This window comes from Lachnoclostridium sp. An181 (genome assembly GCF_002160325.1).
Taxonomy (GTDB): Bacteria; Bacillota; Clostridia; order Lachnospirales; family Lachnospiraceae; genus An181.
Map to the genome: position 1 here is coordinate 32463 of NZ_NFKJ01000011.1, position 14934 is coordinate 47396.

Here is a 14934-nt window from a genome sequence, read left to right on the forward strand (position 1 = left end):
CCGTTTGGAATATTATTGGCATACCCGCCTGTATGTTCAATATACCAAAAATTGTATTTTGCAGATGAATTTCTATGTAAAATATGATAAAATATATACCAACGGTTTCCTTTTGCCTTATATAAAATTGGGCAAATTGACAAAAAAAGAAAAAAGGAGATGGAAAGATGAAAAAGAAAAAAGCAGCAGCATTGTTGTTGGCAGCAGCTATGACAGTTGGCGCTCTGCCTGGATGGGCAGTTCCGACTGTGCAGGCAGCAGAGGTTTCTGCCGGGGATCTGACTGATACGGATACAGAAGCGCCTGCAGCATGGGGAGCACTTCCGAATGCGAACCAGTACAAATATCAAAAAGATGAGCTGGCAGCATTTTGTCATTTCGGAATGAATACGTACACTGGTTCTGAGTGGGGAAATGGAAAGGAAAACCCAAGCCAGTTTGCATTAAAGAATGATTTTGATGCAGCAACACTTGTGAAACTGATCCATGATGCTGGATTTAAAAAGCTGATCATCACGGCAAAACATCATGATGGATTCTGTATCTGGCCAAGTGCATATACAGAGCATGATACAGAAACAGCTGGATATGACGGCGATATTCTGGCTGAGATTTCAGCGGAGTGTACAAAGTATGACATCGATATGGGACTTTACCTGTCCCCATGGGATGAGAATGCCCCAAGTTATGGATACTATGACGAGAATGGGAATGCACTTTGTGGATCTAACGGACAGCCTTTAAATGGTATGACGTGGGAAGAGGTGTATGAAAAAGACGCCAAGGATTACAATGAGTACTATGATAATCAGTTGAGAGAAATTCTCGGAAATCCAAAATATGGAAACGATGGAACGTTTGTGGAAGTATGGATGGACGGTGCAAAAGGCGGCGGAGCAGATGCACAGACTTATGATTTTCAAAGATGGTTCTCCACAATCCAGGAATTGCAAGGCAAAGCAGCAGGAAAACCAGCAGATTGTATGCTCTTTGGAGCGGAAGCCTATACAACGGTTCGCTGGATCGGGAATGAGGATGGACTTGCCAATGAGGAGACATGGTCAAAATCAAACGTGAACTATGAAAATAATACGATTGACAGCAACAAAAAAGGTTCATACTACATTGGATATGAGGATGGAAATCAGTGGACTGTCCCGGAATGCGACGGACGACTGACATCAGGTTGGTTCTGGGGAAATAACAAGAAGACCCCGAAAACAATTGAGCAGCTGGCAACCATGTATTTTGGCTCTGTCGGACACAATGGTACCATGCTTTTGAATATTCCTCCAAATACGGAAGGAACGATCGACCAGGCGATGATCGAAAGAATCCAGGAATTCGGAGAAAATATCCGGCAGACATTTGACAGCAACATGGCAGCAGGGGATGATGTGTCAATCACAGCATCTGAGGTTAGAGGAAATGATATCGACTTTTCACCGGCAAATGTTTTGGATGGAAATGATGATACTTACTGGACAACAAACGATGGAACCAACACGGGCAGCATTACGATCGACCTTGGAAAGACAAGGACGTTTGATGTTGTATCCATTGAAGAGGCCATTCAGTTGGGCCAGAGGATCAAATCCTTTAAAGTAGAATATAAAAATGGAGACGGTGAGTGGAAGACCTTCCAGGAGGGAACAACTATCGGAGCAAAACGCCTTTGCAGAAATTCCTCTGTAAAAGCGGACAAAGTAAGAATTACGGTGACAACGTCAGAGGCAGTGCCGATCTTAAGTGAAGTGGGAATCTACAAAGCAAGCGATGACTTTGCACTTGCAGGCGGGATCCCGGACGGTATGGTGACGGTGGACAATACGGATAAGGATACGCAGGATGGTTATGGTTTTACATACAGTGGCTGGACTCAGGAAACCGGAACACAGTATATCAACGGAACCAATATGTGGGCAAATGCAGGCGCATCCTTAAAACTGGAATTTACTGGCACAAAAGTATATTTGATGGGAACAAAGGATCCGAACCATGGAACCGCAGATATTTATATTGACGGTGACAAGGTGGCAACCATTGATACAAATGCAACGGCAAGATCCTTAGGCCAAATGATCTTCCAATCAGATGATCTGGCAGATGGAAAACATACACTGGAGCTGAGAGTGACAAACAAAGCGATCGGAATTGAAGCGGCAGCAGTGCTGGACAATGGCGGCAAGGGTATGTTTGAGATTGAAAACCCTGAGTACACAATGAATGAAGATTCAGAGATGCAGCTAAAGATCAAACGTATCGGAGGCAGCGAGGGAGAGGTTTCTGTAAAAGTAAACAAAGAGCCGGGAAGCGCTGTTCAGGGGGACTTTGATACTACAGTGATTCCGGATGTTGTGTTTGGAGACGGCGAGACAGAAAAGGAAGTCACGATCAGAACAACAAGAAACCAAAAGGTTACCGGAGACCAGTACTTTACAGTGACATTGTCTGATACGACAAACGATGCAGTGCTCGGATTTAATGACAGTGCGAAAATTATCATTAAAGACGCGGACTCCATCACAAAAGAAAAGCTGCAGACCCTGACGGAGGAGGTGAAGAAACTTCAAAAAGATCATTATGTATCCGGATGGGAGGAGCTGCAGGACGCTCTTGCTGAGGCAGAGTCTGTACTTGCACAGGAAAACCCGAACAATACAGCAGTGATCAATGCATATACTGCACTCGAAAGTGCAAAAAATGCTTTGGAGAAACGGACATCTTATACAGAGGAGGACCCTCTTGTATTGCCAGGAACAAAGAGTGAATCTGTGCTTGCAGAGGCTGAGTTCTTTACTCTGGACAGCTCAGATGCAGAGGCGGGAAAAGAAGTCCGCATCGTGAAAAGCGAAGAGGACAGCAATGGCGCACATGTAGGATGGTTTGAACAGGGGAATAAGATCATGATCAATTATGATGCGCCAAAGACCGGAACCTATAATGTGAATATGACATATGTGAGCGGAAGACCGGAGAATAATGCAAATGATATTCATTGGACAGAGAAAGACGGAAAAATAAAGGATGGAAGTATCGAAGTATACCGAGCATCCGCATCTGATCAGGGCACTGTTGTACAGAATATTGACTTTGAAATTGAAGTGACGAAGGCAGGAGCCGGAACACTGACATTAACGACAAACAACGGTGGACCAAACCTGGATAAATTTGTCATTGAGCCAAAAGAGCTTGACTGGGATACATACAAGATCACCGCTACAGCAGGCAAAGGTGGTTCCATCAGTGAGGAAGGTGAGACAGAGGTAGTGGAGGGTGACAGCAAGACCTACACGATCACTCCTGACGAAGGATATGCGGTAAAAGATGTGCTTGTAAACGGAAAATCTGTCGGAGCAGTGACTGAGTATACATTTGAAAACCTGACTGCCGATGCAACCATTGAGGCAACATTTGAACTGAAAAATTATACAGAGGCAAATCCTTTCGCATTCCCTGAAAAAGAAGGTGAAACGAAGACGTTGGAAGCAGAGTATGCAATCCTTCACAATACAGGTGAAAACGAAGACTGGCCATTGGAAGTGGCAAAGGCAGACTGGGCAAGCAATGGAAAATTTGTAAATTCTCTCAACAGCAATGATTCTATTACTTACCATTATTCAGCTGTAGCTGGTGTCTATACAGTGAAAGCAGATTACAGAAGCGGTGATCCGAACAACTCTCTTGCATGGGCAGAAAAAGATGGCAAGATCACAGAAGGAACGGTAAGTGCAGGTGCATCTGACAGCGCAGCTGCAACACACAGCGTAGAATTCGAAATCACCGTAAATGAGGATGGAACAGGTGAGTGGACATTTACCGGACCGGCAAAGAAATCACCTCAACTTGACAAATTCGAGATTACGCTGAAAGAAGCAAAAGAACCGGAACAGCCGGAGGAGCCAACAGAAATTTCCACAGCAGTCTTGGAGTATGCGATCAGTCTTGCGGGAAAAGCACAGACAGAGGATGTCATTCCGATGATCGTAAAAGAGTTTGAGACAAGACTTGCAGATGCAGAAGATATCCTTGCAAAAGTGAAAGAAGGAGACAAGGATGTCACACAGGAGATGGTGGATAACAGCTGGAAAGCGCTCATTGACATCATGCAGTATCTGGAATTCAAACAGGGAGACAAGACAGATCTTGAGAAAGCCATTGACTTTGCGGAAAGTCTGGACATGAACGACTATGAAGACAATGAGAAGATGGATGCATTCCTTGAGGCCCTGGATGCGGCGAAAGATGTAAGAGACGATGAGAATGCAATGCAGGATGAAATTGACGAAGCATGGAAAGCGCTCATCAAGGCAACCGCAGAGCTGAACCGCAAGATGGCGGATATGACAGATCTCAACAAGGTGATCGAGTGGACAAGTGCTCTGGATCTTAATAAATATCTGGAAGAAGGACAGGATGAATTTAAGGCAGCACTTGAGGCAGCAAAGAGTGTCGCAGGAGATATCTTCTCCACACAAAAAGAGGTTGACAATGCATGGAAAGCACTCATGGATGCAGCAAGTGCATTGAGACTGAAACCAGACAAGAGTGCGCTTGATGAACTGTTGAAGACAGCTGAAAGTTACATTGCAAAGGAAGGCGAGTATGAAGCAGCGGCATTTGCGGCATTCCAAACTGCATATGCAGACGCGACAGCAGTATTTGAAAATGAGCAGGCAACCGGTGATGAAGTAAGAGCAGCCGAAAAGAGCCTTGGCGATGCGATCGCAAAACTGGATAGCAGCACAGGAACAGCAGATGAAAAAGCAGAAGTTGTGGCAAATGCAGGCGCATCCACAACAAATAATGTGTCAGATAAATCTGATACAGCAAAAAAAGAGACGGCTCCGGCAGCAAAATCTGCAAAAACAGGAGATACCGTTAATGTAGTAATCCCTTCACTTGCAGCATTGGCAGCGGCAGCAGTGGCATTGGCAGCAAGAAGAAAGAGAAGATAATCCATGAAAAGAGAGTGCCCCCAAAGTCATGAAATGACTTTGGGGGCACCCCTTTTTCTAAAAGGATCATTTATGTGTTTCTGTGTCAAATGCCGACCTCTCTGACAATGCTTTGACGGATGATGCATATTCCGAAGGAGTCATATTTGTAATTTTTTTGAATTGCCTTGAAAAATAGTGGATGGAAGAATATCCAAGATACTCGGAAATCTGTGTGAAGTTCATATGGCTGTCACGTATAAGCTGCTTTGCCACATTAATCTTCATGTTAGAGAAATATTCGATCACACCGAGGCTGCTCTTGGATCGAAAGAGCGCTTGCAGCTGAGAACGGCCGATCAGGTTATTCTTACAGATTTCATCTACCGTGACATGTGAGGTGATGTTATTTTCCAGATACGCGACAATATGGTTAAACAGATCACTGTCGCTTTTTATTTTGGTGGATTTCTGCGGTCCTGCATCAGCCAGAGTACAGTAGCGGTATCTTCGGATCAGGTTGATAAGAAACTGCTCAAGATAGAGCTCGATCAACTGCTCACATGCAAAAAATGGTTCCTCTTTTTCTGTGAGTTTCTGGAGATAAGGGTCATTGAGCGGGCAGGAGAATGCGTTTCTCGACTCTGTGATAAGTTCGCCCAAAAGATTGCGTTCCTTACTGTCCAGTTTTAACAGCTTGTTTTCAAAAAAGTTCATGGCAGGACTTGAGCAGGAAAAGGAGGCAACCACAAGATTTGGAGCGATCTTTCCGTTTGCTTTCAGCATATGAAATTCATTAGGCTTGTGGAAAATGCAGTCTCCTTTTTTCAGCACATAGCGCTGGTCATCTGCCTGCACTTCAATCTCACCTTTATCGATATAGCAGAACTCCCAAAAATCGTGGGACTCCCCTTCAAAAAAGAAATCTTTCATGTATTCAAAATAGTGTACAGTATAAAGTTTTTCAATATGGATTTCCTTTTGCAGGAATGTTGGTTGATATGCCATAAAAGCACCCCTCCTTTGCCGGAATGCTGCCCTAATTCGACAGTTTTTTCGTCTAGTCCTATCATAGCGTATTTAAGGCAAAAAATCAAAAGAAAAAGTGTGTATAATGCAAACATCGAACCTTATAGTACAAAGATTTTTAAATGTCCGTGTACTAAAATAGAGTTTAGTGAAGCAGTCAGGAGGTTAGGATTATGAAAAAACCAGTATTAGTGATTATGGCAGCAGGAATGGGCAGTCGTTACGGCGGGCTCAAACAGATCGACCCGGTGGATGAGCAGGGCCATATTATCATGGACTTTTCAATCTTTGACGCAAAGCGCGCAGGATTTGAGAAGGTAGTATTTATCATTAAGAAAGAGATTGAAGAAGACTTTAAAGAAAGTATTGGAAAGCGTATGGAAAAAGTCATGGATGTGGCATATGCATATCAAGATCTGCATAACATTCCAGAGGGATTTGAAGTTCCGGAAGGAAGGGTAAAACCTTGGGGAACCGCACATGCAGTGCTGAGCGCCATTGATGACATTGATGGACCGTTTGCGGTTATCAATGCAGATGATTATTATGGAAAAGATGCATTCCAGGAAATCTATGATTATCTGTCCACCCATGAGGATGACGACAAATACCGTTACACCATGGTAGGATATCAGTTGAAAAATACGGTTACAGACAATGGACATGTGGCAAGAGGAATCTGCGAGATTGATGAGAACGGAAAACTCGTCTCTATCACAGAGAGAACAAAAATCCAGAAATTTGAAGACAGGATCGCATTTACAGAAGACGATGGACAGACATGGACAGATGTGGACAAAGACACTTTGGTTTCCATGAACATGTGGGGATTCACAAGAAGTATTTTGGAAGAGATCAAAAAGGAATTCCCGGCATTCCTGGAAAAAGGCTTGAAAGAAAATCCTATGAAATGTGAGTATTTCCTTCCAAGTGTAGTCAGCGACCTCCTGGCACAGGATAAGGCGACGGTGGAAGTACTTTCATCAAAAGATAAATGGTATGGTGTGACCTACAAGGAGGACAAGCCAGTTGTGGTTGCAGCTATCAAAAAACTGAAAGAAGAAGGATTATATCCGGAAAAATTATGGGAGGAATAAAAAAGGTACTATGAAAAAGGGATTAAACGAAGCAATCGGAAATTTTCAATACAAAGGAATTCTTGTAAACGAACAGCCTTATGGCAGCGGACACATCAACGATACATATCTTCTGGAATTTGATGTACCGGAAGAGGGAAGAGTGAAAGTGATCCTTCAGAAGATGAACAAGAGTATTTTTACAAAACCGGTAGAGCTGATGGAAAACATTATGAATGTGACATCCTACTTAAGAAAAGTGATCATCAAAAACGGAGGAGATCCGGACAGAGAGACGTTGAACGTGATTCCTACAGTGGACGGAAAACCATATTTTGTCGACTCAGAGGGAGAATACTGGCGTTCCTACAAATTCATCACAGGGGCAACCTGCTATGATGCAGTGGAAAAACCGGATGATTTCTATCAGAGTGCGCTGGCTTTTGGAAATTTCCAAAGACTTCTTGCCGATTATCCGGCAGAGACACTTCATGAGACGATTGAAGGATTCCACGACACAAAAGCACGTTTCCGGACATTCAAAAATGCAGTGGAAAAAGACGTTTGCGGACGTGCGGCAAGCGTACAAAAAGAGATTGACTTTGTATTAAGCCATGAAGATGTGGCAAACGTACTTGGCGACCTTCAGGCAAAAGGAGAGCTGCCGCTGCGTGTTACACATAATGATACAAAACTGAACAATATCATGATCGACGATGAGACTGGAAAAGGAATCTGTGTCATTGACCTGGACACTGTTATGCCGGGACTTGCAGTCAATGATTTTGGTGATTCCATCCGTTTTGGTGCAAGCACAGCTGCTGAGGATGAGCAGGATCTTAGCAAAGTATCCTGTGACCTTTCCCTCTATGAACTTTACGTAAAAGGATTCATCGAAGGATGTGCAGGAAGCCTTACAGCAAAAGAGCTGGAGATGCTGCCGATGGGAGCAAAGGTTATGACATACGAATGTGGTATGAGATTCCTCACAGACTATCTGGAGGGAGACCACTACTTTAAGATCCACAGAGAGGGACATAACCTTGACAGATGCCGTACACAGTTCAAACTTGTGGAAGACATGGAGAAAAAATGGGACGAAATGGCCGAGATCGTAAAGAAATATTGCTAGTATGTATAGACAGATGTAAAACCTTAAGGGTTCAAAAATAAGGAGGAGTTTGATATGGCAATTTTAGTAACAGGCGGAGCCGGATATATTGGCAGCCACACATGTATTGAGCTTTTGAATGCAGGATATGAAGTAGTAGTGGCAGATAATCTTTGCAATTCCTGTGAGGAATCTTTGAAAAGAGTAGAAGAGATCACAGGAAAAACAGTAAAATTTTATGAGGCTGATATCCGCGACAAAGAAGCAATGAACAAAATTTTTGATAACGAGAAGATTGAGTCTGTGATTCATTTTGCAGGATTGAAAGCAGTAGGAGAGTCCGTGGCGAAACCATTGGAGTATTACGACAACAATATTGCCGGAACCCTGGTACTGTGCGATGTAATGAGAAATCACGGAGTAAAAAATATTGTATTCAGCTCTTCCGCAACCGTATACGGAGATCCTGCGATCATCCCGATCACAGAGGAGTGTCCAAAAGGAACATGTACAAACCCATATGGATGGACAAAATCCATGCTGGAGCAGATCCTTACAGATTTACATACAGCGGATGAAGAATGGAATGTTGTACTTCTTCGTTACTTCAACCCAATTGGGGCACACAAGAGCGGTAGAATTGGAGAAAATCCAAAAGGTATCCCGAACAACCTCATGCCATACATCACACAAGTTGCAATCGGAAAATTGGAATGCTTAAGCGTATTTGGCGATGATTATGACACACCGGACGGAACCGGAGTGCGTGACTACATCCATGTCGTAGACCTTGCGATCGGACATGTAAAAGCCATTGAAAAACTGAACGACAAAGAGGGTGTATCTATCTACAACCTTGGAACAGGAAACGGATATTCTGTTTTGGAAATGGTGAAGGCATTTGAAAAAGCATCCGGAAAGAAAGTAAACTACAAGATCGCTCCTAGAAGACCTGGCGATATTGCAGTGTGCTACGCAGACCCTTCAAAAGCAAAGAGAGAGCTTGGATGGGTTGCAGAGCGCGGACTGGAAGAAATGTGCGAGGACTCCTGGAGATGGCAGTCAGGCAATCCAAACGGATACGAGGCATAGTAGGAAGTTCGCGAAAACCATTAAAAATGGCGGGGACTCCGAAGAGAGTTTGAAAGATTAAGAGATAATATAAAAATCCAGAGGGAATCTTGATCAGAGTGAGAGGATTCTCTCTGGATTTTTTTACTCTGATACTGACATCATTTATGGAACATATGAATCTATTTATGTTACTAAAAATGGAATAAAGTTTGTATTCATGTCCATGATAGTGCATAATAGAAAATGAAAAATCCATACAGACGGAGGGTGATAGATCATGGAAAGAAAGAACTTGTGGACCACTTATTCACCGGACGAGATCCGCAAGGTGGAGAGTGTCAGTGAATGGTATAAAGATTGTTTGAATAAAGGGAAGACAGAGAGAGAATGCGTGCGGCTTACAGTTGGCATGGCCAAGGAGGCAGGCTACAAGGACTTAAGTCAGGTGATCGAGAAAAAAGAAAACCTGAAGGCCGGGGATAAAGTGTACGCGGCGTACGGGGAAAAATCGATTGCGCTGTTCCAAATCGGGACATTGCCGCTCGAGAAGGGGATGAACATCCTGGGTGCGCATATTGATTCCCCGAGGATTGATCTGAAACAGAATGCTCTTTATGAGGCAGATGGATTCGCTTATTTTGATACGCATTACTATGGAGGAATCAAAAAGTATCAGTGGCTTGCAAAACCTCTGGCGCTACACGGAGTTGTCGTAAAAAAAGAGGGAACAAAGATCAATATCTCCATCGGAGAAGAGGACGGGGAACCGGTGATGGTCATCACAGACCTTCTGCCGCATCTGGCAGCAGGGGAGAGAAAAAAGACAGCAGGTGAATTTGTTGATGCTGAAAATATGGACCTGCTCATCGCAAACCGCGCTCTGGAGGGAGAGGAAAAGGATGCGGTGAAAAAATATGTGATAAAACTTTTGCAGGAGAAATATAATGTGGAGGAAGAAGACTTTGTTTCCGCGGAGCTGGAGATTGTACCGGCTGGAAAGGCAAAAGACTGTGGGCTTGACAGAAGTATGATCCTTGCATATGGACAGGATGACCGGGTGTGCGCATTTACCTCTTTGCGGGCAATGTTAATGGAGCGCACGCCGAAACGTACTTCCTGCTGTATCCTTGTGGACAAAGAGGAGATCGGAAGTGTGGGGGCAAGCGGAATGTCCTCCAAAGTGTTTGAAAATATGGTTGCAGAGCTTATTTTTCTTACAGGCGATTACAGTGAGCTGAAAGTAAGACGCGCGCTGGCAAATTCTAAAATGCTCTCTTCCGATGTAAGTGCAGCGTATGATCCGATGTACGCGTGTGTGTATGAGAAACGAAATTCCGCGTATCTGGCAAATGGGATGGTATTTAACAAATATACAGGCAGTGGTGGAAAGCGGGGGTCCAATGACGCCAACCCGGAATACATTGCATGCCTTAGGAAGATCATGGACGACCGAAACGTTGCATACCAGACAGCGGAACTTGGCAGGGTCGATGCCGGCGGAGGCGGCACCATTGCCTATATCATGGCGCTGTACGGAATGGAAGTGATCGACAGCGGCGTGGCAGTGCTGTCCATGCACGCGCCGTGGGAAGTTACGAGTAAGGCGGATATTTATGAGGCAGTGAAAGGATACGCTGCGTTTCTTGATGCAGAGTTTGAAGAGTAGAAGATGCGCGAAATAACGGGAAAAACTAGCTCTACCATATTTGTGGAAAAGATGCTATAATAGAGAAAGTAACTGTAGATTTTGAGGATGAAAAAATGAAACAAAAAGTAGAGTTGAAGGGCCAGTTGAGACTGTATATGCAGTGGCCCGTAGTTATGACAATCCTGCTGATTGCGATGAATCTATGGGTATACAGCGCTGACCGCAAGGCTGGGCTGATGATGTCGGTTTTTGTGGTCATATACGTTGTAATTGTATCGGTCTTCTATTTTTATACAAAGTCGCGCATTCTGGCCGATTTAGTAGAATTTGGAGCTCAGTACGGCATTGTTCAGAACCGGCTTTTGAAGGAGCTGACGCTCCCGTATGCGATTCTGATGGAGGATGGCAAGATCATTTGGTACAATGACATGTTTGAAAATGTGATTGCCAAGAAACCATTTAAGGATGCATATATCAAACAATTTGTCCCGGATTTAAACAAAGGTGAACTTCCCAAGGACGGAGAAAAACAAAAATGCAGGGAAGTAAAATGCAATGGACGGGATTATGTAGCGGAGCTTAAGCGCGTTTCCGTGGAAGGGTTTACGGAGACAGAGCAGCTGTTTCGGCTCCCGCAGAAAAAAGAGTATTTTATCGCGCTTTGTCTGAGCGATGTGACGGATATGAATGAGCTGTCCAGAGAGAATGAGAATCAGCGCCTTGTGGCAGGACTCATTTATATCGATAACTATGACGAGGTTATGGAGAGCGTGGAGGAGGTTAGACAGTCTCTTCTGCTTGCCCTGATAGACAGAAAAGTCAACCAGTACATCGCTGAGGTAGACGGGATTGTAAAAAAACTGGAAAAGGATAAATATTTTATTGCAATACAAAAGGAGCATTTCCGGGAGATTGCGGAGGATAAATTCTCTCTTCTGGAGGATGTAAAGAGCGTTAATATCGGAAATACCATGCCTGCGACTTTGAGCATTGGGCTTGGATACAGCAAAAACGTTTATTCCCAAAGTTACAATTATGCCCGCGTGGCTATCGACCTGGCGCTTGCAAGAGGCGGTGACCAGGCAGTCATCAAAGACCAGAAAGGCATCACGTACTACGGAGGCAAAAGAGAACAGACTTCCAAAAACACCCGCGTGAAGGCAAGGGTGAAGGCTGAGGCTATGAGGGAGTTTATCACTGCCAAGGACAAAGTGATCGTCATGGGTCATAAGCTGACGGATGTGGATGCCTTTGGAGCTGCCATTGGTATTTACCGCGCGGCTGCGGATCTGGAAAAGAAGGCGCATATTGTCATCAATGATATTACAGTGTCCGTAAGGCCTCTTTATGATGCCTTCATGAATGACAGCAGATACCCGGACGATATGTTCATCACATCTGAGGATGTGAGAAGATATGTGGATGACAATACCATGGCTGTTGTTGTGGACACAAACAAACCGGAGATGACAGAGTGTGAGGAACTTTTGAAACTGGTAAAAACGGTAGTGGTATTAGACCATCACCGCCAGAGCAGCACGATCATTGAAAATGCAGTGTTGTCCTACATTGAAACGTATGCATCCTCGACCTGTGAGATGGTGGCGGAAGTGCTTCAATATATTGTAGATGATATCAATCTGACATCCCTGGAGGCGAACAGCATCTATGCGGGAATCATGATCGACACGAACAATTTCATGAACCGGACCGGGGTTCGCACGTTTGAGGCAGCGGCCTTTATGAGAAGGTGCGGTGCAGATATCACGTATGTGAGAAAGTTGTTCCGGGATGATATGCCGTCTTATAAGGCAAAGGCTGAGATTTTACAGAGCGCTGAGATTTTCCGGGGAGAATATGCGATCGCAACCTATGAGAACGCCAAAGTGCCAAGCCCGACGATCATAGGGGCACAGGCTGCGAATGAGCTTTTGAACATAGCGGGGATCAAGGCGTCATTTGTATTGACAGCCTACAATGGCAAGATTTACGTCAGCGCAAGGGCGATTGACGAAGTAAATGTACAGGTCATCATGGAGAAGATCGGCGGCGGAGGCCATATCAATATTGCAGGTGCACAGTTTGCTGACACGGATATGGAGAATGCTGTCTCTACTCTGAAGGCCGTGATTGACAAGATGATTGTGGAAGGAGACATATAGAAGATGAAAGTAATTTTACTGGAAGATGTGAAGACACTTGGGAAAAAGGGAGAGATCGTAAATGTCAGCGACGGATATGCGAGAAATTTTATACTCCCGAAAAAATTGGGGCTTGAAGCGAACACCAAAAATTTGAATGATCTGAAACTGCAGAAGGCAAATGCAGATAAAGTGGCAAAGGAGCAGCTTGAGGCTGCAAAAGAGCTGGCAGGAAAATTGGAAGCAGGCAAAGTGGAGCTGTCTATCAAGACAGGGGAAGGCGGAAAAGCATTTGGGTCTGTCTCCTCAAAAGAGATTGCCGCTGCGGTGAAAGAACAGATGGGTTACGATGTGGATAAAAAGAAGATTCAACTTAAGGAGTCCATCAAGACGCTTGGAACACATGATGTTCCGGTGAAACTGCACGCAAAGGTTACGGCAAGCCTCAAGGTGGTCGTAACAGAAGCTTAGGAGGAATTACGGATGGAAGAGGCACTCATCAAACGAGTACCGCCGCACAGCATAGAGGCTGAGCAATCTGTCATCGGTGCCATGCTGATGGATAAAGAGGCGATCATGACGGCTGCGGAGATCATTCAGGGAGAGGATTTCTACCAGAGTGCATACGGAGTCGTCTTTGACGCGATCGTGGAGCTTTATAATCAGGGGAACCCGGTAGATCTGATCACTCTTCAGGACCGTCTAAGGGAGAAGGATGTACCGCCGGAAATCAGCAGCCTGGAGTTCGCAAAAGACCTCCTGGCTGCTGTTCCTACGTCCGCAAATATCAAGTATTACGCAAGGATCGTAGCGGAAAAGGCGACACTGCGGCGGATGATAAAATTAAACGAAGAGATTGCCAATACCTGCTATCTTGGAAAGGAACCTCTGGAGGCAGTTCTTGAGACAGCGGAAAAAAAGGTATTTGAACTGACACAAAAGGGCAGAAACGCCGGGGATTTTGTGCCCATTCAGCAGGTTGTCCTAAATGCACTTGAGAGGATAGAGAAAGCATCAAAAAACAAGGGGACTGTGACCGGGATTCCAACCGGATTTATTGATCTGGATTACAAAACTTCGGGACTTCAGCCTTCTGATTTTATTTTGGTGGCAGCAAGGCCTTCCATGGGAAAGACCGCGTTTGTGCTGAATATTGCGCAGCATGTGGCGTTCAAACAGAACAAGGCTGTGGCAATCTTCAGCCTTGAGATGTCAAAAGAGCAGCTTGTGAACCGTCTGTTTTCCCTGGAATCCCAGGTAGATGCCCAGGCATTGAGGACAGGAAACTTAAAGGATGCGGATTGGGAAAAGCTGATCGAGGGAGCAGGGACTGTAGGCCAGTCAAAACTTATCATAGACGATACGCCGGGAATTTCAATTTCTGAATTGCGCTCAAAATGCAGAAAATATAAGATGGAGCAGGGGCTGGATCTGATCATCATTGACTATCTTCAGCTGATGTCAGGGAGAGCAGGAGGAAAAAGTGAATCCCGTCAGCAGGAGATTTCAGAAATTTCCCGTGCCCTCAAAGGGGTTGCCAGGGAGCTGAATGTACCGGTCATTTCCCTTTCTCAGTTAAGCCGTGCAGTAGAGCAAAGACCGGACCACAGACCAATGCTCTCCGATCTGCGTGAATCCGGTGCCATTGAACAGGACGCGGACGTTGTGATGTTCATCTACAGGGATGACTACTATCACAAAGATACAGATACGCCGAATATGGCGGAGATCATCATTGCAAAGCAGAGAAACGGTCCGATTGGAACCGTGAATCTGACATGGCTGCCAAATTATACAAAATTTGCCAATGCGGTAAGGGAATAAATTGCAAGAATTTGACGAAGGAAACTTGCGCTTAGAATGCCTGTGTTATGGTATGATATACCTGTGACACAGGCATTTTTATGATATTAGAAAA

Annotated in this window: 9 protein-coding genes; 8 read left to right on the forward strand and 1 reads right to left on the reverse strand. The window is 44.6% G+C overall.

Annotation, left to right across the window (positions count from 1 at the left end; genetic code table 11):
* The first annotated feature begins 167 nt into the window (after nucleotides 1–167).
* A complete protein-coding gene (locus B5F18_RS08140; protein WP_087157179.1) occupies nucleotides 168–4958 on the forward strand; it encodes an alpha-L-fucosidase in 4791 nt (1596 codons plus the stop codon).
* 66 nt (nucleotides 4959–5024) lie between these two features.
* Here the strand turns inward: B5F18_RS08140 and B5F18_RS08145 are convergent, their stop codons facing one another.
* Nucleotides 5025–5945, reverse strand: a complete 921-nt coding sequence (locus tag B5F18_RS08145) for a helix-turn-helix domain-containing protein (RefSeq protein WP_087157180.1) — start codon at nucleotides 5943–5945, stop codon at nucleotides 5025–5027.
* 194 nt (nucleotides 5946–6139) lie between these two features.
* Here B5F18_RS08145 and B5F18_RS08150 point away from each other — a divergent pair, with 194 nt between their 5' ends.
* The 7 genes from B5F18_RS08150 (at nucleotide 6140) to dnaB (ending at nucleotide 14840) form a co-directional block, all read left to right on the forward strand.
* Nucleotides 6140–7063: a nucleotidyltransferase family protein gene (locus tag B5F18_RS08150; protein ID WP_087157181.1), complete on the forward strand. Its 924-nt coding sequence runs from the start codon at nucleotides 6140–6142 to the stop codon at nucleotides 7061–7063.
* 10 nt (nucleotides 7064–7073) lie between these two features.
* Nucleotides 7074–8174 (forward strand): phosphotransferase enzyme family protein, encoded by a 1101-nt coding sequence (locus B5F18_RS08155; RefSeq protein WP_087157182.1) that lies wholly within the window; start codon nucleotides 7074–7076, stop codon nucleotides 8172–8174.
* 54 nt (nucleotides 8175–8228) lie between these two features.
* Nucleotides 8229–9245: a UDP-glucose 4-epimerase GalE gene (galE, locus tag B5F18_RS08160; protein ID WP_087157183.1), complete on the forward strand. Its 1017-nt coding sequence runs from the start codon at nucleotides 8229–8231 to the stop codon at nucleotides 9243–9245.
* A 259-nt stretch (nucleotides 9246–9504) separates the two neighbouring features.
* Nucleotides 9505–10893 (forward strand): aminopeptidase, encoded by a 1389-nt coding sequence (locus B5F18_RS08165; protein ID WP_087157184.1) that lies wholly within the window; start codon nucleotides 9505–9507, stop codon nucleotides 10891–10893.
* A 95-nt stretch (nucleotides 10894–10988) separates the two neighbouring features.
* On the forward strand, nucleotides 10989–13037 hold the full coding sequence (locus tag B5F18_RS08170) for a DHH family phosphoesterase (RefSeq protein ID WP_087157185.1): 2049 nt from the start codon (nucleotides 10989–10991) through the stop codon (nucleotides 13035–13037).
* A gap of 3 nt (nucleotides 13038–13040) precedes the next feature.
* On the forward strand, nucleotides 13041–13487 hold the full coding sequence (gene rplI, locus B5F18_RS08175; protein WP_087157186.1) for a 50S ribosomal protein L9: 447 nt from the start codon (nucleotides 13041–13043) through the stop codon (nucleotides 13485–13487).
* Nucleotides 13488–13499: 12 nt separating this feature from the next.
* Complete coding sequence (gene dnaB / locus B5F18_RS08180; protein ID WP_087157187.1) at nucleotides 13500–14840, forward strand: replicative DNA helicase; 1341 nt, start codon at nucleotides 13500–13502, stop codon at nucleotides 14838–14840.
* Nucleotides 14841–14934: the final 94 nt, after the last annotated feature.